This window comes from Amycolatopsis sp. NPDC114478 (assembly GCF_055633805.1).
Window position 1 is genome coordinate 11,755 of record NZ_JBVKDO010000033.1, and the last position, 20,851, is coordinate 32,605.

The following is a 20,851-nucleotide window of genomic DNA, read 5'->3' on the forward strand; positions in this document are numbered from 1 at the left end:
CGGGGTGTGCCAGCACCAACGTCATGGCTCAAACGGCTGGTACTAGGACGGCCGTTCCGGAGCGACACGCTCGGCGAAACCCTGCTGCCCAAGTGGCTCGCCTTGCCCATCTTCGCCAGTGACCCGCTCTCCTCGGTGGCGTACGCGACTCAGGAGATCCTGCTGATCCTGAGTATCGGCGGGCTCGCCTACTTCACGCTGGCGCCGTGGGTCGGGCTCGCGGTCGCGGTGTTGCTCACCGTCGTGGTGGTGTCCTACCGGCAGGTCGTGCGGGCCTACCCCAGCGGTGGTGGCTCCTACGAGGTCGCCTCCCGCAACCTCGGGTCCCATGCCGGGCTCGTCGTGGCCGGCGCGCTGATGGTCGACTACATCATGACCGTCGCGGTGTCGGTCGCCTCCGGCGTCGACAACATCATCTCCGCCGTCCCGCAGCTCAACGACCACCGGATCCTGCTCAACATCGGGTTCATCGTGGTCCTGATGGCGATGAACCTGCGCGGCATCCGCGAGTCCGGCCGGGCCTTCGCCGCCCCGACCTACCTGTTCATCGCCACCGTCATGCTGATGATCGTGGTCGGCTTCACCCGCGTGGCGACCGGGCACGCCCCGGTCGCCGAAAGCGCGGGCTACGACATCCACCCCGAACAGGTCGGGCTGACCGGCCTCGCGCTGGTGTTCCTGCTGCTGCGGTCGTTCTCCTCCGGCTGCACCGCCCTCACCGGCGTCGAGGCGATCTCCAACGGCGTTCCCGCTTTCCGGAAGCCGAAGGCCCTGAACGCGGCCCGCACGATGACTGCGATGGGTACGGTCGCCGTCGTCATGTTCGGCGGCATCACCGCACTGGCGCTGATCACGAAGGTGCACATCGCGGAGAACACGTGCGACCTCGTCGGCTTCCGCGGGGACTGCGCCAACGACCCGCAGCGCACGGTGATCAGCCAGATCGGCGCGGCGGTGTTCGGCGGTGATCACGCCGTGCTGTTCTACGTGCTGCAGGCCGCCACGGCGCTGATCCTGATCCTCGCGGCGAACACGGCGTTCAACGGCTTCCCCTTGCTGGCCTCGATCCTGGCTCAGGATCGCTACCTGCCGCGGCAGCTGCACACCCGCGGCGACCGGCTCGCGTTCTCCAACGGCATCGTCGCGCTCTCGCTCGTCGCCGGGATCCTGGTCTTCGCCTTCGACGGTTCGACCACCCGGCTGATCCAGCTCTACATCCTCGGTGTGTTCACTTCGTTCACCCTGTGCCAGGCCGGGATGGTCCGGCACTGGAACCGGGTCCTCGCCGACACCACCGACCCCCGCGAACGGCGCGCGATCCACCGGTCACGCCTGATCAATGCCCTTGGCGCCGCCCTGACCGCGATCGTGCTCGTGGTCGTGCTGATCACCAAGTTCAGTCACGGCGCGTACCTGGTCGTCATCGCCATCCCCGCGCTGTACGGGCTGATGCGCGCGATCCACCGGCACTACACGCACGTCCGCGAAGAGCTGCAGCCCGACGACGAGAGCGAATTGCTGCCCAGCCGCGTCCACGCGATCGTCCTGGTCTCCACATTGCACAAGCCGAGCCAGCGGGCGATCGCGTTCGCCCGCGCCGCCCGCCCCGACACGCTCAGCGCCATCACCGTCAACGTCGACGACGCCGACACCCGCGAACTGCAACGGCAGTGGGAACGGCGCTCGATGAAGATCCCGCTGAAGGTGATCGAATCCCCCTATCGCGAGATCACCCGGCCGGTCGTCCAGTACATCAAGAACCTCCGGCGGGACAGTCCCCGTGACGTGGTGTGCATCTACATTCCCGAATACGTCGTCGGCCACTGGTGGGAGAACGTCCTCCACAACCAGAGCTCCCTGCGGCTCAAGGGCCGGCTGCTGTTCGAGCCCGCGGTCATGGTGACCAGCGTCCCCTGGCAGCTGAGCTCCACTGCCGGCCGCGACCTCCAGCGCGTCCGCCCCCTCCCCGGCGACATTCGCCGCGGCGTCACCACCCAGCGCCAATCCTGATCTGCCGCTGCTCACCTGCTCGTGTGTGGTACCGAGTCGCCCAGTCGTGGCAGCGGAATGGCCAGCTGGGCGGGATCGTGCTCGCGGTCGTGTGACTGGAGGCGGGCCGCGCGCAAAGTGGACGCGAACCCCAGCGCGGTGAGGGCGCACAACCCCAGCACCAGCACGGCATGACCGGCTTGGGGCGTGAAGGCCGGCTCGCCGTGCCTGTCGAGGACGAAGCCGACGTGGAGCGCCCAGCAGACGGTCGCGGTCACCAAGGTGGCCCGGACGGTCGTGATCATGGCGGTCACGTCAATTACCGCCACCATCGCGACGAGCGAGATGATCGGCACGCTCGTGGCACCTGCGGCAACGGACAGCGCTGTGGCGGCCGCGCCGAGCGCCATTCCGAGCGGGATCCCGAACCCCGCTGGGACGGGCGGAGCTGTGCGCATACAGGCGAGTCCAGCCGGTCACGGGCGTGGTGGCGATGCCGTTTACGTGTTCGGGACGGGGCGGCAGCCGTTCTTGATGTGTTGTTGTCACCGCCGGGCTGCGATGCACTGCCCGGGTGATCAGACCGGCCAGGACCTTCCTGAGCAGATCGGGATCGGTGTTCACGTTGGGCAGGTCGTCCGCCACTTTCAGGTCAAGGTCCGAGATTCCGGGTTCGAGCGTGTCGACCACCTCGGTGAGTACGTCCCCGGCCGAGCTTGATCTCCAACGCACCGACCCGCAGCGCGGTGACGTAGACCGGCGCCGAGCCGCGCGGCCGCCCCGTGCAAGACGCCGGACACGTCGTTGACGATCGACGCGCCCAGCTGCACGGCCGCCTCGGCGACGTCGGCGTGCCGGGTGTCGACCGACACCCGGCGTCGCTTCGCCGGCGCCGCGATGATCGGGCCCACGCGCTCCAGTTCTTCCTCCGCCGACACGGGATCGGCGCCCGGCCGGGTCGATTCCCCGCCGACATCCACGGCCCAGGCGCCGCTCGCGAACATCTCCTCCCCCGCGGCGATCGCCTGCTCGGTCGCGGCGAACCGGCTGCCCGGCCAGAACGAATCAGGCGTGGCGTTGAGGACGCCCATCACCTTGAGCGGCCCCACGTCCGGTCTGGCCACAGGGGCGTGACCGGGCGAGGGCGATCGGATGAGGCTCATCGGGTCCTGTCTGATGTGGACGATTGGCCAGCGCACGGATCCGGACCGCCTGCGCGCCGACCTGGCGACGCTGGCCGGCCAGGGCTCTCGTAGGCGCGGCCGGTGAGCACCACCAGCTCGTCACCTCGACCCGGATCCGGCGCGGCTTCGGGGCACTAGAAGAACACCGGCAGTTCCCCGACAACCTCCGTGGTGGCCCGGGCGAGATTGAACGTGATGAAGTGCAGACCCGGCACGCCTTCGGCCAGCAGCCGCCGCGCCAGCAGGATCGCCTGCTCGATGCCCAACGCCCGCACCGCCGCGGGATCGTCGGCGACCGCGGCGAACCGCTCCGCCAGGTGCGACGGGAACGGCGCGCCGGACAGCTGCTCCGAGCGGGCGATGGTCTTCGTCGTCGTCACCGGCATCAACGCGGGGATGACCGGCGTGTCGCAGCCCGCCCCCGTGACGCGATCGCGCAGCCGGAGGTAGTCATCGGCGTCGAAGACCATCTGCGTGATCGCGTAGTCCGCGCCCGCCCGGCACTTCGCGACGAAGTGCGCGGTGTCCTCCATCGGCGACACCGAACGCGGGTGACCGAAGGGAAACGCGGCCACGCCGACGCAGAAGTCGCCGTGCTCGCGCAGCAAGGTCACCAGCTCGCTCGCGTACTCGAGCCCTTCCGGGTGGCGGACCCAATCACCGTCGACGTCGCCTGGTGGATCGCCGCGCAACGCCAGGACGTTGACGACCCCGGCATCGGCGAGAGCGCCGACGAACGATCTTAGCTGGCGCGTGGTCCACCGCCGTAAGGTGAACGACCGGGAGCATCGTGGTCTCGCGGGCGATCCGCGCCGCGACGGCGATGGTGTTGTCCCTTGTGGACCCGCCAGCGCCGTAGGTGACGGACACGAAACCCGGGTGCAGGGACTCCAGCTTGCGGACGTTCTGCCAGATCCGGCCCGCGTCGTCGTGGGCCGGGGCGGCATGAACTCGAGAGACAGCACCGGCGTTCCGGCAGCCAGGCGCCGCCGGACCGTGCGCGGACGGCCGGCGCGCGGCGCGGGTACCGCGGCGGGCGAGGTGCTCGCCCGCCGCGGCGAAACGCTGGTCACGCCCGAGCCCTCAGCTGCCCGGTGGCCGCCACCAGGTTGGCCAGGGTCGCCCGGACCTCCGGGTAGCCGCGGGTCTTGAGCCCGCAGTCCGGGTTGACCCACAGCCGCTCGGCCGGGAACGCGCCAACGGCGACGCGCAGGTGCCCGGCGATCTCCTCGACCGACGGCACCCGCGGCGAGTGGATGTCCCACACCCCCGGCCCGGCCTCGTTCGGATATCCCGCGCGAGCGAGGTCGGCGACGATCGCCATGTTCGACCGGGCCGCCTCCAGGCTGATCACGTCGGCGTCCATGTCGACGATCGCCTGCAGGACGTCGCCGAACTCGGCGTAGCACATGTGCGTGTGGATCTGAGTGTCGTCACGGACGCCCGCGGTCGACAGCCGGAACGACGCCACCGCCCAGTCGAGGTACGCGGCGCGGTCGGCGGTGCGCAGCGGCAGGGTCTCGCGCAGCGCCGGCTCGTCGACCTGGATCACCGAAATCCCCGCCGCTTCCAGATCCACGACCTCGTCGCGCAGGGCGAGCGCGACCTGGCGGGCGGTGTCGCCCTCGGGCTGGTCGTCGCGGACGAACGACCAGGCGAGCATGGTCACCGGGCCTGTCAGCATGCCCTTGACGGGCTTGTCGGTCAGGCTCTGGGCGTAGGTGGCCCACTCGACGGTCATCGGCTCCGGCCGGGCGACGTCGCCGACGATCAGCGGCGGCCGCACGTACCGGGTGCCGTAGGACTGGACCCAGCCGTGCTCGGTGGCCAGGAACCCGGTGAGCTGCTCGCCGAAGTACTGGACCATGTCGTTGCGCTCGGGCTCGCCGTGCACCAGCACGTCCAGTCCGATCCGCTCCTGCTCGGCGATCACCGCGCGGACCTCGGCGCGCATCGCCTCGGTGTAGGCGGCCTGGTCGAGCTTGCCCGCCCGCAGCGCGGCGCGGGCCTGGCGCAGCTCGGCGGTCTGTGGGAACGACCCGATGGTCGTGGTCGGCAGCTCCGGCAGGTGCAAGCGTTCCTGCTGAGCCTGGCGGCGCTTGCCGTACGGGCTGACGCGGTGCAGGTCGGCGTCGGTGACCGCGGCGACGCGCTCCCGGACGGCGGGCACCTTCACGATCGGCGAGGCCGCGCGCGAGGACAGGCGCTCGGCGTTGGTCCGCATAGCGTCTTCGATCGCGGAGCGGTCCTCGGTCAGGCCACGGCGCAGCGTGACGATCTCGGCGAGCTTCTGCCGGGCGAAGGCCAGCCAGCCGGCGATCTCCGGGTCGAGGGCGGTTTCGAGGGTGACGTCGTACGGCACGTGCAGCAGCGAACAGGACGCCGCGACGTCCACCGAGCCGGCCAGCCCGAGCAGCGTGCCGAGGATGCTCAGCGCGGCGGTCAGGTCAGCGGCCCAGATGTTGCGGCCGTTGACGACGCCCGCGACCAGGCGCTTGTCCAGGATCCCGCCGGCGCGCGCGAGGCCGTCGAGGTTGGCCGCGGCGTTGTTCGTGAAGTCCAGCGCCAGGCCTTCGACCGGCGACTTCGCCAGCACGGGCAGGGCGTCGCCGAGGTGGTCGAAGTAGGACGCGACCAGGATCTTCGGCCGCGCGGTGGCCGCGGCCAGCGTCGCGTAGGTGTCGGCGATCGCGGCCAGGACGTCGGCCGGTTGGTCGGTGACGAGCGCGGGCTCGTCGAGCTGGACCCATTCGGCGCCTGCTTCGTGCAACTGCCGCAGCAGGTCCACGTAGAGCGGGACGATCTGGTCGAGCAGGTCGAGGGGTGCGAAGCCGTCGGTCGCGGTCGGGTCCTTGGCCAGCAGCAGGAAGGTCACCGGGCCGACGAGCACCGGCCGGGTCGTGACGCCCTGCTCGCGGGCTTCGGCGAACTCGGCGAGGGGCTTGGCCGCGTTCAGTGTGAACCGGGTGTCCGGGCCGAGTTCGGGCACCAGGTAGTGGTAGTTCGTGTCGAACCACTTCGTCATCTCCAGCGGGGGCGCGTCCGCGGTGCCGCGGGCCATGGCGAAGTATCGGTCCAGGTCACTCGCGTGTCCGCGGTGCCGCTCGGGGATCGCACCAAGCAGGACCGCGGTGTCCAGGACGTGGTCGTAGAACGAGAAGTAGTTGCTCGGGATGTCGTCGATGCCGGCGTCGCGCAGCTCCGCCAGGTTCCGCAGCCGCAGCTCACGGGCCGTGCCGAGCAGGGCGTCGGCGTCGATCCGGCCCTTCCAGTAGGCCTCGATGGCTTTCTTGAGCTCCCGGTCGGCGCCCTGTCGGGGATAGCCGTACACGGTGGCGCGGCTGGTCGGGGTGGTACTGGTCACGGGGGCTCTCTTTCGCGAGTCCGCGTGGACCTGCGGGAGCGCACGGCAAACCGCGACCGTTCCGGTCGTGATCCGGCGTGACCTGCCCGCGAGGTCGCAGCCAGCACCCCACGGTCGTGGGGTGCGCAGCCGGCAGGTCTTCGGACTCGCGGGCGTTCCGGCGCGTGCGCCGGGTTCCTACTGGCCATCGCTTCCCAAGCCGGGTGGCTCAGTGCTTGTCCCTCGAAGGGACTGACGGCGTTCGTTCCCACTCACCGCTGCGGGGCAGTCCCGGATTCTCACCGGGTTCCCTCTTGCCTCGGCCGCCACCATGGTGCTCGTGACGGCCGAACCAGCTGCACCGCCACCATAGCGACCTCAGCGCGGATTTCCCTAGAAGCAGGTTCCACTCCGTGGACTCCGCAGCTCCGATAGGCGGACCGGGCAACCTGGCCTCGCGGCCACGGCGTGCGGTTGATCCGGCATGACCGGTCCGGCGCCCGCAGTCACCACTCCCGGTGGTGACCGCGGGCAGGTCACCGAGCTCAGGTGCCGGCTATCGCACATTGCGGCGATCGAACGCTGCGCGGCGCTGGACACCCAGACCCGGCCTGTGTTGTTGCACGGCGATCTGCACCTGGGCAACGTCCTCGACGGCGGGCCGTTGCGCGGTCTGGTCGCGATCGATCCCAAGTCGTGCAACGGCGATCCCTGCTTCGACGCCATCGACTACGTGGTGACCGGCGCCGCGCACGAAGGCGTCGAGGTGCGTTGTCAACGAGTCGCGAACGCCTGCGGACTCGACGGCGACCGGCTCGACGCCTGGAGCCGGGCGATCGCCCCCATGTTCGCCATCGCCCACCTCACCTACGACGGTCCGGAAGCGGCGATCGACGAACTCATCTCCCTGACCCGGTGATGCACTGTTGCCCTTTCGCGCAATTCCGTCGCTCGGGCTCGATCTCGATCGCCTGAGGCATTCCAGCTGAGCCGCGCTCAGGTCAAGCGAAACCAGCCCACGCAGGGATAGCCCGGGAGACCCGCTTTCACCGGTTTTCCCGGCCGCGGACAACCCTGCAGCCACAGCTGCCCGGTCGTCGGGGTGCAGTGCCCAGCCGGTCAGCCGGGTCGCCCCGCGATTGCGCGGCACGAACTGCGTGTCGAGCGCGACCCGCAGCTCGACCCAGGTGTCTTCGGTGATCGGGCGGCGGATCCGCAGCGCGCCGACGAGCATCAGCAGGCCCAGCAACAGGAACACCGCGCTGCCACCGGCGACGCCGCCCACCGCGGGCGCGCCGGCGATGCTGCCGGGGTCGAACGACACGGTCGACACGAAGACGAAACCGGCCGCGCCCAGCGCCACGAACGTCACCGCGGACCCGAGCGTCCGCCGGATCTGGAACGCCCGGTGCGCGGCGAGCACCGGGTCACGTCGCGGCGGCATCGGGTGGCGCGAGACCGGCTCCGCGGGCGTCGCGCCGGCCACCGGCGCGTCCTCGATCCGCCCCTCCCGCAACCACATCGCGCCCGGCAGCCGGACGAACACCCGCCGCCCGGTGCCGAGCACCCACAACCGGCGCTCGCCGGCCAGTTGCACCCGCTGCCCGTCGTGGAGCCGGGTCCGCAGCCACCGCCCGTCCGGCAGCCGCACGGACACCCGGGACCCCTTCACGAGCAAGCCGTCCGGGGCGACGTCCAGCCGGTGGTACGGCTCCGCGAAGAGCCGCCGCTCCCCCGCTTTTCGGTCAGCGCGAGCAGCAGACCGAAGCCGACGAGCGCGCAGCTGAGTCCCGTGCGGAGGACGGTCGTCCTGGTCAGCTGCCGGATGTACCCGGCGAACAGCGGCTCGGCCCCCGACGGCACGTGCGGCGCGGGTTCGTGAACGCGGACTCTGTCCGCGTTTGCAGCGACGTCCATGATTCTTCTTCCCCCGTCGGTGCTTCCGCTCAGCCGCGGAATCGTACCGGGCCCTGGTGCGGGAATGAGGCTCCCTGGGCACCCGACGTTGCCGAATCACCCGCTGACGGCCGGCACCGGCAGCGTGGCCGAGCGCGTCGCGCGACGCAGCCGGGCCAACGACAGCACGTGCAACGCCGCGTCCAGCGGCACCACCGTGGTCGGGATCAGGGCGAGCGGCAGCAGCGACATGGCCGCCGTGGACGGGGAAACCGCCAGGACCGGCTGGGTCGCGAGACCGCCGAGCAGACCCAGCGTGACCGCGACAACGAGGTCGAGGAGGCCGAACACGTTGAACCAGATCGCCCGACGCCGGTTCCAGCGGCGGGCCAGCAGAATGGCCGCGACGCCGATCGCCATGTCGCCCAGCCCGGCGGGCAGCGCGAACACGGCCGGCAGCGTGCCCTGGACCATGGCGATCAGGAACAGCACGCCCAAGACCCGCACCGCATGCGGCCACGCCGGCCGCGTCGTCGTGCCCGAGGCGGCCAGGATGCGCGCCAGCACCGGAATCCGGGCAGCCAGCAACGCGGCGACGAGCGCGCCGAGCGCGGCAACCCCCAGCCAGGGCACCACCGCGTCCGGGTCGTGATAGACGTCGTTCGCGGCCAAGGCCGCACTCGCCACGACCCACGCGCCCCACACCACGCCGACGAGCACCGCGACCCCGGCCGATCTGCGCGGCGACAGCCCGGCGGCCGGCCCACCGCGATACAGCGCGACGGCGGCCACGGACGGCGTGGCCACCGCCCCGACGAGCACCAGTACCCACATGACCATGACGCACCCTTCATCGAACAGTCAGTCTGATATCGAACAACTTGTTCGAGTATGGTGTTCGGGACCAGGCGGTCGTCAACGTGCGATCCGGGCCGACTGTCCGGAAACGAACAGATCGGCGAAACTGACCGGAAACCGGGAGGCTGCGATGCCCGACGACAGACGCGTCCGGCGCACCCGCCGCGCGCTGCACGAGGCGTTGATCGAACTGGTGCTGGAGAAGGGCTACGAGGCAGTGAGCGTCCGGGAGATCCTGGACCGCGCGGACGTGGTCCGCTCCACGTTCTACGCGCACTACCAGGACAAGGACGCGCTGCTGTTCAGCTGCTTCGAGGAGATGCTCGGCCAGCTGCGCGACGCGGTCGGCACGCTGTCCCCGACCGACACCGCGCGGCCGGCCGAGCTGCTCTACGAGCACGCCTACGAACACCGCACGGTGTACCGGGCGCTGTGCGGCCGGCAGGGCGGCAACCTGGTCGCGGGCCACCTGCAACGGATGGTCGGCCAGGTGCTGACCGAGCACCTGAGCCAACCGCTGGCCGAGTCCGGTTCGGATCTGCCGGTCGACCTGGTCGTCGACCACTACACCAACACGACGCTCGGCCTGTTGGGCTGGTGGGTCATGCACGACTTCTGCCACGACCCGGCCTGGTTGGCCGGGACGTGGCGAAAGCTGGTACTCCCCGGCCTGCGCGCCGTGCTGGAGGCACCGGCCGCGGCGCGTTGATCAGCCGGTGGAGAGCGTTGCGAGCAGGCTGCCGACGTCCGGAGTCGCCGCAAGCCTCCTGGGATCGTCAAGGCTTGCGCTGCCACAACGAAAATGACGCTGTTCCACAAGCTGATCCCCCTGCTCAGCGAGCACCACCGAGTGTTCGCCGTCGACCTTCGCGGATTCGGCGACTCCGCCACCGCCACTCGCGAGCACGACCGCGGCGAAAGACCTCAGCGACCTGATCGCCTACCTGGACGTCGGCCCCGTCCACCTCACCGGCCAGGACATCAGCGGCCCCACGACGTTCCGGGTCGCCGCAACCCACCCCGAACTCGTCCGCAGCTACACCGGAATCGAGACCGGGCTCCCGGGATTCGGCGCCGAGATGCTCGCCGACGTCACCCACGGCGGTGCCTGGCACATCGGCGTTCTCACCGCCCCCGGCATCCCGGAAATGCTCCTCACCGGACGCGAGCGCGAGTTCCTCACCGACTACGCGATCCCCTCGCTCGCCGCGAACCCCGACGCGTTCACCGACGCCGCGGGCCTGTACCGGTCACTGCTCTCCGAGGGCGACGAACTCCGCGCTCGCGGCCCGCGAAGTGGACATGCCCGTCCTCGCGGTGGCAGGCGGCTCGGGGAACTTCACGCCCGCCACGCTACGGCAGGTCGCCGGCAGCGTGACCGCCGTTCACATCGAACGGATCGGCCACTACGTGGCGATGGAAGCCCCCCGCCAGCTCGCGGCCGCCCTCCGCTCCTTCTACATGGACATCGATCGGAACTGATGCCTCCGCCTACTTTCGACGCGGGCCGAATGGCCGAGTACGCCTGGATTTCCGTCGATCGTCCGATGACACCAGGGTTTGGAACGGGTTAGCGTGCCTTGCTGATCAGAGGGTCACCCGGGCGAGGTGCGCTATATGTTCGGTTTCCGGCGGTTTTCACGGCTCATAGGCATATTCGTCGTGGCCGTGGTCACCGCGGTGTTGCTGACCTCGGCGACCGGGCACGTGACCGGGCTCGAGGGCGAGGATCACGACGCCGACAGCGGTCACGTCGACGAGGACAAGGACGTCGGCGGTCCGCAGGCGCCCGCGGACTATCTCGACGACAAGTTCACGTCGTTCCGGACCGTCACCGACGATCAGGTGCGGCAGGCGGAGGCGCAGGCCGCGGCCTTGCCCGAGAACGGCAACGGCTGGCGTCTGGTCGGACCGTCCAACGTCGGTGGGCGGATCACCGGCCTCGTGGTCGACCCACGCCGTCCGGACACGATGTACGTCGCGGCAGCAGGCGGTGGGGTGTGGCGCAGCACGGACGCCGCCGCCACGTTCCAGCCGGCCTGGCCGGCCGGGCTGCCGCAGGCGATCGGCTCGCTGGAAATGGGACGGGACGGGACGTTGTGGGCCGGCACGGGCGAGGCGAATCCGTCCGGTGGCGGACTGACGTTCTTCGGCAACGGTGTGTACCGGTCAACCGACGGCGGCCGTTCCTGGGACTCCTGGGGCCTGACCCGCAGCGGCTCGATCGGCAGGATCCTGGCCGACCCGGTGGATCAACGGCGCGTGTACGTCGCCGCGACCGGCAACCTGTCCGGAACGGCTCAGCAGCGTGGCATCTACCGGCTGTCCGACAACGGCCGGGACTGGCGGCTGGTGCTGCCGGCGCCGAACCAGACCACCGGTGGCGTGGACCTGGCGATGGACCCGGCCAACCACAACCGGATCTACGCCGTGCTATGGGACCACCAGCGCAACAACGGCGCGCGCGTCTACGGCGGCGTCGGCTCCGGGCTGTTCCGTTCGGACAACGGCGGCGACACGTGGACACGGCTGGAGAACGTGATCGGCACCGCGTCGACCGACCAGGCCGGCACCGGGCTGCACAGCGATCCGAGCCTCGGCCGCATCGGCGTCGCCGTCGCACCGAACGACCCGAACCGGGTCTACGTCATCTCCGCCACGCAATACGGCCCGGACAAGGGTTTCTACGTGTCCAACGACGGCGGGAACTCGTTCACGCCGGGTGGGCACGCCGGCGGCAGCAGCGGTTACGCGTGGTGGTTCGGAAAGATGTGGGTCGACCCGCAGCACGAGAACCACCTGTTCGCCGCGGACGTCAACCTGCGGGAGTCCAACGACAGCGGCGCGACCTGGCAGGTGTCCAACGGAGTCCACGCCGACCAGCACGCGATGCAGTGGGATCCGAACAAGACCGGCCGGATCTACCTCGGCAACGACGGCGGCGTCTACCGGTCGGACACCAACGGCGCGTCGGGCGGCTGGGTCCACGCCACGTACGAGCCGTTCAACCAGTCGTATCACCTCGCCGTAGCCCAGGACGATCCCACCCGGCTGGCCACTGGCCTGCAGGACAACGGAAGCGTCCGGACGTGGACACCGACGACCCCACCCGGTGACCTGACCCAGTGGAACGCCTACGGCGGCGGAGACGGGCACGAGGTGCTGATCGACTACCGCGACCACAACGTCTACTACGAGTGTTCGCAGGTCGGTGTCTGCCATCGGCACGTGGACTCGGGTGGGAACTCGCAGTCGGTCAGCTTCGGCACCCGGCACTCCGACCGCATCACCACGGACGCACCGGTCGTGCTGGATCCCACCAACCCCGAGGTCGTCTACTTCGGGGGCAACGTCCTGGACCGGTCGACTGACGGTGGCGTCACGTTCACCCGGATCAGCCCGCCCGGCGATTTCCTGACCGGTCCGGTGCCGCCGAACGAGAACGACCAGGGTCCGTTCTACGGCAACGAATACGCGACGATCACGTGGATCGCGCCGGCGAAGACCGACCCGAACACGATCTACGTCGGCACCGATACCGGCCGGCTGTGGAAGACCACGGACCTCGGCGCGACGTGGACCGAGTTCACCGGCAAGGGACTGCCGACGCGGTGGGTCAATGCGATCGTCGTCGACCCCACTGACGCCAAGCATGCGTTCGTGGCATTCTCCGGCTACCGCGAGGGCGATCTCGCCGCCAACGTCTGGGAAACCACCGACGGCGGGAACTCGTGGAACAACATCAGCGGCCGGCTGCCGAACGCACCGGTCGAGATGATCACCTACGACCAATCGCGGAAACGGCTCTACGCGGCCACCAACCTCGGTGTGTTCGTCAATCGTGACGGCCGCGGCAACTGGCGTCGCCTGGGTCGCGGACTGCCGAACACGTCCATTTTGGACATCAAGACCACGGGTGACGGCCAGACCCTCTACGCCGCCACCTTCGGCCGCAGCGTCTGGTCGATCCGGATCGACGACTGACGCTTGCCAGCGGCTACCTCACCCGCACGATCGTTACACAGCGTCGTCAGATGCTCAAATCGTCACAGCTCCGCACCTGCTCATGACTTAAGTCGCTTCGTCGCGCAGCTTTTTAGCTGTCTTCTTGTCCACGTAGGGGATCTCGGCGAACTTCAGCGTCGTTCCGGGAAAGCGGGCCTCCGCATTCAGCCGCAGCAAACCGATCTGGGACAGAGTAAACAGCTTCTCGACCGTCCATGGCCGTCCAGCCACCGCCAGAACGAGAGCCGACGGCGTCTTCAGCTCACGCTCCGGGTCTGCGGCGCGGACCTTGGCGCGCAGCTGCTCGAGCGCGTCCGGCTCGGCCCGGAGCGACCAGGACGCGCGGCCAGGTCGGCGACTTCGAGGGCCTGCTGAAAGCGGTTCGGTCCTTGGCCGACAAAGAGGTGCGCAAGTCCTCCGTTCCCGACTCGAGCGTCAGATGACCCAGACCGGGTGCCGCGCCCCACGCTCGGAAGTCATGACCTCGTGCGTCAGCACAGCGGAGCTCTACAGCCTCGTGTGGCGAACCCACAACGACTTTCTCAGCGCGCTCGACGCCGTGCCGCCGGAGTCGGGTGCGCACGCGACGGCCCAGGTCGCGGCGACCCGGGCCCGCCTGCACCCCCAAGTGCTCGAAAAGGCCGACTTGGTCGGAGGCACGAACTCCCACAAGGCGACACTCCGTTATGAAGTCGCTACCATCCGGTCCGTCGACAGTCACACCGATCGGGCGCGGCCGGACGGCCGCTGATAGGGCCTAGTCGTTGCAAGTCCCGCTGGACTTCGTCTGGCGATCATTCGGCGACGGCGACCCGCGCCGATGACGCTGAAAGCAGCCCTCCGAGGAGCAGACCGACCCACGACCTGCAGTGGTGCGTGTTTTGCCTGGTCGAGCTAGGCATCGCACTTCCCTGACACGGAAGAGGTCACTGGTTCAATCCCAGTATCGCGCGCCATCTGAAGCCCTGCCCCTCCTTGGGACAGGGCTTCAGTCGTCAGTCGGCGACGATCCGGCGATGGCCCCCGAACCCGGCCCGATCGCCCGCCGGACCGCATGTGCGGGAACCAGGTTGGCTCGGTCCCGGGGGTACAAGGACGCCAGCGATCGCAGCCAGCGTTACTCCGGGGTGTCCAGGATCTGGTTCACCATCGCCGGGGTCACGTGGTCGTAGACCGGCGCGATGCCTCCGGGACCCAGTCCTCCGTCAGCCACATGCTGTCGTCGAGCTCGATCCCGTCCCATGCCGGCCGCCAGAACCGGATTCCCGCAGGAGTTTTGGTCCGCCCCTTCTTCGACCGAGGGTTCGCCCCGCCTCGTCGGCGGACGCCTCCTGGCTTCCTCGTGATGATCATCAATCTCGATGCCGCGCTTCTCGGCGTCGTACTCGTGCCGCTGCTGCCCGACAAGTTCACCCCATCGGGCGCCGGTATAGACATCCATCAGGCACAGCACGAACCCCGACTTGCCCAGACCCAACTCATAAAGCCGCATCGCGGCTCGAAGCGCCTGCACCGGCGTGGCCACCAGGCGCTCAGTATCGAACGGCTCGACGAAGCGCACCGGATGCGGTGGCTCGGCGAGGTCACCGCTCTGCAGCAAAGCCTGCGGCACATGGCGGACGCGTTGTCTGACCGTGCGGACGGCTGGGAATTGAGTAGTTGCCCGGATGCCGGGCCTGGCGGGCAGGCGCGAGGATTCCCGCCGTGAACAAGCGAGTAGCCGCGTCGCCCGAACATATCCTTCCCGCGCGTGGGCTGGCGGGGCAGTGCGCTCGGGCCGCGGCTGTCGGCAGCGCGCTCGGCCTGGCGGTGACCGTGGTCGCCCTCACCCTCCGCAACGAGGAACTGGAGGTGCTGGCCAAGTTGGCGGTCGCGGTGCTGGCAGCCTGGGCGCTGTCCTGGCCGCTGCTGCGGATCGTGCGGGTGCGGCGGCCCTTGCTGACTGCCCTGCTGGCCCCAGTGGCACTGGTGGCGCTGACGCGAGGGCTGGCCATGCTCGACCCCTACACCCCAGCCCTCGGCCAGTGGCTGGAGGCGGCCACCGTGTTCGCGGTAGCCGTGGTGACGGCCGGCGGCTATGCAGCGGCCGCGTTCGTCGGCGGTCCGGGCGCCCGGACCCAGTGGCGGGTCATCGTGGCCGCGGCGGTGCTCGCGCTGATCCCGGCGCAGCTGGTGGTGGCTCCGATGCAGCGGGCCGCCCGCGGGGCCGACGAGGCCGCCGGCAAAGCCGCCCAGCTGGCGGCCTTCCCGCATCCGCTGTTCGCCCCGGACCTGCCCGGCTACACGATCACCGAGTACCACTTCGAGGACTCCGGGTCCTTGTTCGCCTTCTGGCTTCGGCCCACGTCGGCGCCCCAGCAGGCGGCCGATGCCTCGCCGAACATCGCGGTGTTCGAGACGCCCGTGCCCGCGCGGTTCAACCCCCCGGCCGACTGCGCGCTCCCCGGCTCGGGCAACGACAGCCAAGCCGCCGTGCCGTGCACCGCGGCCGGACCTGACGTCTGGCGGGTCACCAAACCCTCCAACGGGTGGGTGTCGCGCTACGTCGCCCGCAGAGGCGACCGGGTCATCGAGATCGGCACGGGGTCAGCGGCAATCCCGGAAAGCGACCTGGCCAGGGCGGCGACCACCCTGCGCCGGCAGCCACCAAGCTACTTCCCGGGCTGACCCCAGTCCCCCGGAGGCCGCGGCGGCCAGGCTGACCAGGCAGGCCGCGCCGGACACCGAAGCGGACCCGGCGGGCTAGAACCGCCGTTCGACCGCGTTGCGGCCTCGGTAGTCCACCGGATCGAAGGCGGGTGGGCGCCCACCGCGGGCACCTCGGCGTTTGCGATGCCCGGCCTGATCGGCAGGCTCGGGCATCACCGCGGTGATGCCGCGAGCGCGCAGATGCCCGCGGATCGCCGGCGAGGAACAAGCCTTGTCACCGCGGACACGGTCAGGCCGGGTCCGGGCCCGACCGCGTCCCGCCCGGCGAATCTGCAGGTGCCGCATGAGATGCGGGAACATCGGAGCATCCCCGGCCTGCCCGGGCCCGACCAAAGCCACCAGCGGCCGATCGCATGGTCAGGCGGCTCGGTCAGCAGTTCCGTGTAGTTCGACCCAGCCCCCTGTGAGGCGAGTGATGTTCGTGGCGTGCTGATGCGCCCACGCGATCGTGGAACCCACCGACACCGCCCACTCGACCAGGACGGCCGCGTCCGCCCGGGTGAGCAGACGCCCCAGCTCGCACCGATACCGGTAGAGGATCCCCTCGACCATCGCCCGCGCGTCGGAGAACTGCCCGTCTCGCTTTCCCGTGCGGCCCGGCAGCAAGTCCTCGATCAACGCCCCCTGATCGTCTGAGAGCAACTGAAACCGCGACACGAACAGCAGGATCGCGTTGGCGGCGATGAACACCAGGACGGCACGTCTCCAGCGGCGGAAGCTGCCGGTCACCGCGATGGCGGGCACCGACGCCCCCGAGGGAGCTCAGCGCCAGGGAAATGCCGATGAACTCGGTGACGATGGTGAGGAAGTTGAGCAGGAACAGGTCCCCCGCGGAGAACCAGCCCCAGAACCGGCCGAACCGCTCGTTGAACCAGCCAGCGGTTGAGTCCCCGGCCCCAGTGGCCGGCCGGCCTCGTCGAGCCGGATCCGCCCCGGCGCGCCGGTGGCGGCCGCGGGACCGGGCTCAGCGCCGCATCGGCACCGGAAATCCCAGCGTCGAAGGCAACCCGAGCCGACCCGGCCGGAGGGTGCACGGCAGCCGGCGGCCGGGCCGAGTACCGCACCTGCGGGCCGGCCCCGGGTTCTCGCTCTACGCCGGCCGAACCGACCGAAATGGCGCTGCCGGCGAGCGCGGGTCAACGCGGACATCCCTGCCCGTACGGCTGTTTGCCCCACCGCGGCGAGACACGGTTCGCCCGGTCGTTGGTTGTGCCGACGGCCCAGAACCGAAGAGCATGTACTCGTAGATCGAGTCGGGGGGCCGGCTTCGGGGGAGGCTCGTGTGGGGGTGGAGTTCCGCCTGCTCGGCGAGGTCGAGGCAGCCGTCGACGGCGCGCCGATCGCGATCGGGTTCGCGCAGCTGCGGTGCTTGCTGGCGGTGCTGCTGGTCGAGGCCAACCACATCGTGTCGGTCGACCAGCTGCTCGACCGAGCCTGGCACCCCCACCGCCTGCCCCGGCACCCGCGCGGCGCGGTCCACCAGCGCATTGCCCTGGTGCGCAAGGCACTGGCCGCCGCGCCGGACGCCACCATCACGACGCACCCGGGCGGTTACCGGCTCGCCGTCGATCCGCAACTGGTCGACCTGCACCGGTTCGGGACGCTGGCCGGGCAAGCCCGCGCCGGCCGGCACGACGACCACACCGTCACGGCTTTCACCCGGGCGCTCGGGCTGTGGCGAGGAGAACCCCTCGCGGGCGTGACCGACACGGCCTGGGTCGTTTCGCTGCGCACCACGCTCCTCCAGCAGCGCCACGCGGTCGAGCTCGACGTCACCGACGTCCGGCTGCGGCTGGGGCAGCACGCCACCCTGCTCGCCGAGCTGGCGGACCGGATGGAGCGTCATCCGCTGGACGAGCGCCTCGCCGGTCAGTACCTGCTCGCGCTGTACCGCAGCGGCCGCCAGGCCGACGCGCTGGCGCGGTACGAGCGGCTGCGCCGCGATCTGGCCGACGAGCTCGGCGTGCACCCGAGCCCACCACTGCGGCAGCTGCACCAGCGCATCCTCCACGCCGCCCCGGACCTGGCCGTGCGCGCGGCCGCCGCCGGGCCGTCGATCAAGCGGCCGGTGCCGCGGCAACTGCCTGCGCCACCTCGGCCGTTCACCGGCCGCGCCACCGAACTGGCCCGCCTGGACGCGCCGCCGGACACCGGCGGCGGAGTGCCGATCCACGTGATCGGCGGTACCGGCGGGATCGGCAAGACCTGGCTGGCGCTGCACTGGGTCCACACGCACCTCGACCGGTTCCCGGACGGGCAGCTGCACGTCGACCTGCGTGGCTTCGACCCCGCCGGGCAGCCGGTTCCGCTCGTCACAGCGCTGCGCGGCTTCCTGGACAGCCTCGGCGTGGCCGCGGCCGCGATCCCGATCGACCCGGACGCCCAGGTGGGGCTGTACCGCAGCCTGGTGGCGGCCAAGCGCATGGTGATCGTGCTGGACAACGCCCGCGACACCGACCAGGTCCGCCCGCTGCTGCCGGGGAGTCCCACCTGCACGGTGGTGGTCACCAGCCGCCGCCGTCTCGGCGGACTGGTCACCGCCCACGGCGCGCACTGCGTCGACCTGGATGTCGTCCCGGAGCACGAGGCCCGGCTCCTGCTCACCCGCCACCTCGGCCACGACCGCGTCGCCGCCGAACCCGAGGCGGTCGACGAGCTGGTGGCCGGTTGTGCCGGCCTGCCGTTGGCGCTGGGCATCGTGGCCGCCCGCGCGACCCGCCACCCCGCCTTTCCGCTGGCCGTCCTCGCGGACGAGCTCCGCGACCGGTCCGCTCGCCTGGACGCCCTGGACCCCGGCGATCCCCGGGCCGCCCTGCGCACCGTGCTGTCCTGGTCCCACCACGCGTTGTCCGAGGCGGCCGGCGTCGCGTTCGGCCTGCTGAGCCTGGCACCGGGCCCCGACATCGGCCTGCCCGCCGCCGCCGGCCTGCTGGCGCACTCCCCCGGCACGACCCGGGCACTGCTCAACGAGCTGGAGGACGCGTGCCTGGTCCAGCAGCACACCCCGGGCCGGTATCGGATGCACGACCTGATCCGGCTCTACGCCACGGAACACGCGACCCGGCGGCACAGCCCGGCCGAACGGGACGCGGCACTTCGGCGCGTGCTCGACTTCTACCTCCACACCGCCCACGCCGCCGACCGGCTGGTGGATCCCGGTCGCCCGGCTGTCCGGCTCGAGACGCCCGCTCCGGGCACGCACCCGCACGAGCTGCCGGACCTGCCGGCGGCGATCGCCTGGTTCGAGGCCGAGCACGCCAACCTGGTGGCCGCCAGGCAAAGCGCCGTCGACCACGCCTGGCAGCCCGCCGTCTGGCAGCTGGCCTGGGTGCTGACCACCTTCCACGCCCGGCGGGGGCACCGCCACGACGACCTCGCCGCGTGGCGGGCCGCGGTGACCGCCGCCGCCCACCTGCCCGGCCACGGCGCCGCCGTCCGCGCGCACCGCTACCTCGGTCGCGCCTACTCCGAGCTGGACCGCCACGACGACGCGAGCCGGCACCTGCACGAAGCCCTCGATCTGGCGGAACGCCGGCACGACACCGCCGAACAGGCACTCGCCCACCACCAGCTCGCCCGGGACTGGGAGCGGCGGGAGAACCACAGCCGGGCGCTGGAGCACGCCACCCACGCGCTGGACCTGTGCCGCGCCCTCGGCCGGCCGTCGTGGGAAGCCCATGCGCTCAACGGGGTGGGCTGGCTCAGCTCCCGGCTCGGCGACCACGAAGCCGCCCGCGGCCACTGCCTGGCCGCGCTCACCCTGCATCGCAGGCACGACAACCCCGCCGGCGAGGCGGACACGCTGGACAGCCTCGGGTACATCGACCACCTGACCGGCCGGCACCACCGGGCCATCGAAAACTACCGGGAGGCGCTCGCGCTCTTCCAGCGCCTGGGCAACACCTACGAATCCGCCGCCACCCTCGACCGGCTCGGCCACCCCTACACCGCGCTCGGCCGCCACGAGCAGGCCCGGGTGGTGTGGCGGGAAGCCGCGGACCTGTACGGCGCGCACGGACGCGACGCCGACGCAGCCCAGGTCCGACAGCGCCTGGAAGCCCTCGACGACCACGCCGGCCGCTGACGAGGATCTCCACCACGCGTCGTGGAGATCCTCGTCCGCTGGTTCACACCTTCATGGGCCCCCGACGCGGACCGCTCAGTTGTACGGGCGCCACATGAACTCGCCGCTCTGAGCGCAGCTCCACTGGATCACCCAGGCACCGTTGTTCGTCCGGCCACCGCCGACCGCCACGCACTTGCCGCTGTTGACGTTCACGAACTGGTAGGAACCCGCGAAAGCCGGCGAGGTCGCCGGCACCAGGGTGAAGACCTCCGCGGGGGTGTCGACGCAGGCGTAGATGCCGACCTGGGCGTTGTCGTTGGTGTCGCCGCGCCAGATGGACAGGCACTGGCCGTTGTGCTCGTTGACGAGCCGGTAGTTGTTGCCGCCGACGTTCACGGCGTCCCAGTAGATGGTGTAGTCGCCGCTGTCGCAGCCCTCCTGACGGTTCGCGCCCCGCGCGTCCGGGGCGTAGGCCAGGCACAGCCCGCTGTTGACGTTGGCCCACCGATAGGTGCCGTCGGCGACGACCCCGGCCGGCGAGACCTTCCCGGAGGTCGCCGCCGTCGCCGGGACCGCGACCCCGGCCGCTGCGGCAAGGGCGACGGCAACGGCGGTGACCGCACGGATCAGACCGCGTCTCATGTTCTCCCCTTTCTCGATGCCAACCGGATCATCCGGACAGCCGGAGCCGAAGCGGCCGGCCCGGTTGGCTCACCGGTGCTGCCCAGCGGCAGCCCGCCGATCAAGGTGCCCGGCCGAGCCGTAGGAAGTCCTTAGCGGCGCTTTACCGGCCTGGTCACG

Annotated in this window: 18 protein-coding genes, 1 tRNA gene, 1 pseudogene and 1 riboswitch; of the genes and pseudogenes, 9 read left to right on the forward strand and 11 right to left on the reverse strand. The window is 70.6% G+C overall.

Annotation, left to right across the window (positions count from 1 at the left end):
• Positions 1 to 6: 6 nt before the first annotated feature.
• Entirely contained in the window at positions 7 to 2,010 is a 2,004-nt protein-coding gene (locus tag ACZ7OH_RS47240) for an APC family permease (RefSeq protein ID WP_470286920.1), read from the forward strand.
• A gap of 11 nt (positions 2,011 to 2,021) precedes the next feature.
• On the opposite strand, the gene ACZ7OH_RS47245 is transcribed toward ACZ7OH_RS47240, so the two are convergent.
• The 4 genes and pseudogenes from ACZ7OH_RS47245 to metE all read right to left on the reverse strand — a co-directional run bounded on the left by ACZ7OH_RS47245 (position 2,022) and on the right by metE (position 6,537).
• A complete protein-coding gene (locus tag ACZ7OH_RS47245) occupies positions 2,022 to 2,447 on the reverse strand; it encodes a hypothetical protein (RefSeq protein ID WP_470286921.1) in 426 nt (141 codons plus the stop codon).
• A 189-nt stretch (positions 2,448 to 2,636) separates the two neighbouring features.
• Positions 2,637 to 3,113, reverse strand: a complete 477-nt coding sequence (locus tag ACZ7OH_RS47250) for a dihydropteroate synthase (protein WP_470286922.1) — start codon at positions 3,111 to 3,113, stop codon at positions 2,637 to 2,639.
• A gap of 194 nt (positions 3,114 to 3,307) precedes the next feature.
• A pseudogene (locus ACZ7OH_RS47255) lies at positions 3,308 to 4,120 on the reverse strand (methylenetetrahydrofolate reductase).
• A 122-nt stretch (positions 4,121 to 4,242) separates the two neighbouring features.
• The gene (gene metE / locus ACZ7OH_RS47260) at positions 4,243 to 6,537 is read right to left on the reverse strand and encodes a 5-methyltetrahydropteroyltriglutamate--homocysteine S-methyltransferase (protein ID WP_470286923.1); all 2,295 of its coding nucleotides are present in this window, start codon (positions 6,535 to 6,537) and stop codon (positions 4,243 to 4,245) included.
• A 114-nt stretch (positions 6,538 to 6,651) separates the two neighbouring features.
• A riboswitch (cobalamin riboswitch) is annotated at positions 6,652 to 6,888 on the reverse strand.
• 112 nt (positions 6,889 to 7,000) lie between these two features.
• Here metE and ACZ7OH_RS47265 point away from each other — a divergent pair.
• Both ACZ7OH_RS47265 and ACZ7OH_RS47270 read left to right on the forward strand, forming a co-directional pair.
• Complete coding sequence (locus ACZ7OH_RS47265; RefSeq protein ID WP_470286924.1) at positions 7,001 to 7,435, forward strand: aminoglycoside phosphotransferase family protein; 435 nt, start codon at positions 7,001 to 7,003, stop codon at positions 7,433 to 7,435.
• 238 nt (positions 7,436 to 7,673) lie between these two features.
• Entirely contained in the window at positions 7,674 to 8,303 is a 630-nt protein-coding gene (locus ACZ7OH_RS47270; RefSeq protein ID WP_470286925.1) for a hypothetical protein, read from the forward strand.
• On the opposite strand, the gene ACZ7OH_RS47275 is transcribed toward ACZ7OH_RS47270, so the two are convergent.
• Positions 8,185 to 8,433 carry a hypothetical protein gene (locus ACZ7OH_RS47275; protein ID WP_470286985.1) on the reverse strand — a complete coding sequence of 83 codons (249 nt, stop codon included), beginning with the start codon at positions 8,431 to 8,433 and terminating at the stop codon, positions 8,185 to 8,187. The genes ACZ7OH_RS47270 and ACZ7OH_RS47275 overlap by 119 nt on opposite strands.
• Positions 8,434 to 8,529: 96 nt before the next feature.
• Positions 8,530 to 9,252: a hypothetical protein gene (locus tag ACZ7OH_RS47280; RefSeq protein WP_470286926.1), complete on the reverse strand. Its 723-nt coding sequence runs from the start codon at positions 9,250 to 9,252 to the stop codon at positions 8,530 to 8,532.
• A gap of 148 nt (positions 9,253 to 9,400) precedes the next feature.
• Here ACZ7OH_RS47280 and ACZ7OH_RS47285 point away from each other — a divergent pair, with 148 nt between their 5' ends.
• The 3 genes from ACZ7OH_RS47285 to ACZ7OH_RS47295 all read left to right on the forward strand — a co-directional run bounded on the left by ACZ7OH_RS47285 (position 9,401) and on the right by ACZ7OH_RS47295 (position 13,254).
• A complete protein-coding gene (locus tag ACZ7OH_RS47285; RefSeq protein ID WP_470286927.1) occupies positions 9,401 to 9,979 on the forward strand; it encodes a TetR/AcrR family transcriptional regulator in 579 nt (192 codons plus the stop codon).
• 593 nt (positions 9,980 to 10,572) lie between these two features.
• The gene (locus tag ACZ7OH_RS47290; RefSeq protein WP_470286928.1) at positions 10,573 to 10,752 is read left to right on the forward strand and encodes an alpha/beta fold hydrolase; all 180 of its coding nucleotides are present in this window, start codon (positions 10,573 to 10,575) and stop codon (positions 10,750 to 10,752) included.
• Between the two features lie 180 nt (positions 10,753 to 10,932).
• The gene (locus ACZ7OH_RS47295; RefSeq protein ID WP_470286929.1) at positions 10,933 to 13,254 is read left to right on the forward strand and encodes a WD40/YVTN/BNR-like repeat-containing protein; all 2,322 of its coding nucleotides are present in this window, start codon (positions 10,933 to 10,935) and stop codon (positions 13,252 to 13,254) included.
• 87 nt (positions 13,255 to 13,341) lie between these two features.
• Here ACZ7OH_RS47295 and ACZ7OH_RS47300 read toward each other — a convergent pair whose 3' ends face one another.
• Complete coding sequence (locus tag ACZ7OH_RS47300) at positions 13,342 to 13,506, reverse strand: hypothetical protein (RefSeq protein ID WP_470286930.1); 165 nt, start codon at positions 13,504 to 13,506, stop codon at positions 13,342 to 13,344.
• Positions 13,507 to 14,149: 643 nt separating this feature from the next.
• Here ACZ7OH_RS47300 and ACZ7OH_RS47305 point away from each other — a divergent pair.
• Positions 14,150 to 14,231: transfer RNA gene (locus tag ACZ7OH_RS47305), tRNA-Val, on the forward strand.
• Positions 14,232 to 14,392: 161 nt separating this feature from the next.
• Here the strand turns inward: ACZ7OH_RS47305 and ACZ7OH_RS47310 are convergent.
• Positions 14,393 to 14,887, reverse strand: coding sequence for a hypothetical protein (locus ACZ7OH_RS47310; RefSeq protein WP_470286931.1), 495 nt, complete (start codon positions 14,885 to 14,887; stop codon positions 14,393 to 14,395).
• Between the two features lie 92 nt (positions 14,888 to 14,979).
• Here ACZ7OH_RS47310 and ACZ7OH_RS47315 point away from each other — a divergent pair, with 92 nt between their 5' ends.
• Positions 14,980 to 15,942, forward strand: a complete 963-nt coding sequence (locus ACZ7OH_RS47315; protein ID WP_470286932.1) for a hypothetical protein — start codon at positions 14,980 to 14,982, stop codon at positions 15,940 to 15,942.
• Positions 15,943 to 16,017: 75 nt separating this feature from the next.
• Here the strand turns inward: ACZ7OH_RS47315 and ACZ7OH_RS47320 are convergent, their stop codons facing one another.
• Complete coding sequence (locus tag ACZ7OH_RS47320; RefSeq protein ID WP_470286933.1) at positions 16,018 to 16,323, reverse strand: transposase; 306 nt, start codon at positions 16,321 to 16,323, stop codon at positions 16,018 to 16,020.
• An 18-nt stretch (positions 16,324 to 16,341) separates the two neighbouring features.
• Complete coding sequence (locus ACZ7OH_RS47325; protein ID WP_470286934.1) at positions 16,342 to 16,728, reverse strand: hypothetical protein; 387 nt, start codon at positions 16,726 to 16,728, stop codon at positions 16,342 to 16,344.
• 538 nt (positions 16,729 to 17,266) lie between these two features.
• On the opposite strand from ACZ7OH_RS47325, the gene ACZ7OH_RS47330 reads away from it, so the two are divergent.
• Positions 17,267 to 20,068, forward strand: coding sequence for an AfsR/SARP family transcriptional regulator (locus ACZ7OH_RS47330; RefSeq protein WP_470286935.1), 2,802 nt, complete (start codon positions 17,267 to 17,269; stop codon positions 20,066 to 20,068).
• 75 nt (positions 20,069 to 20,143) lie between these two features.
• Here ACZ7OH_RS47330 and ACZ7OH_RS47335 read toward each other — a convergent pair whose 3' ends face one another.
• Positions 20,144 to 20,692, reverse strand: coding sequence for an RICIN domain-containing protein (locus ACZ7OH_RS47335; protein WP_470286936.1), 549 nt, complete (start codon positions 20,690 to 20,692; stop codon positions 20,144 to 20,146).
• Between the last annotated feature and the right edge of the window lie 159 nt (positions 20,693 to 20,851).

Bases quoted from the DNA above. Each gene is read 5' to 3' on its own strand.
- ACZ7OH_RS47245 (WP_470286921.1), bottom strand. From the start codon at position 2,447: ATGCGCACAGCTCCGCCCGTCCCAGCGGGGTTCGGGATCCCGCTCGGA.
- ACZ7OH_RS47265 (WP_470286924.1), top strand. From the start codon at position 7,001: ATGACCGGTCCGGCGCCCGCAGTCACCACTCCCGGTGGTGACCGCGGG.
- ACZ7OH_RS47275 (WP_470286985.1), bottom strand. From the start codon at position 8,433: ATGGACGTCGCTGCAAACGCGGACAGAGTCCGCGTTCACGAACCCGCG.
- ACZ7OH_RS47280 (WP_470286926.1), bottom strand. From the start codon at position 9,252: ATGGTCATGTGGGTACTGGTGCTCGTCGGGGCGGTGGCCACGCCGTCC.
- ACZ7OH_RS47285 (WP_470286927.1), top strand. From the start codon at position 9,401: ATGCCCGACGACAGACGCGTCCGGCGCACCCGCCGCGCGCTGCACGAG.
- ACZ7OH_RS47290 (WP_470286928.1), top strand. From the start codon at position 10,573: ATGCCCGTCCTCGCGGTGGCAGGCGGCTCGGGGAACTTCACGCCCGCC.
- ACZ7OH_RS47335 (WP_470286936.1), bottom strand. From the start codon at position 20,692: ATGAGACGCGGTCTGATCCGTGCGGTCACCGCCGTTGCCGTCGCCCTT.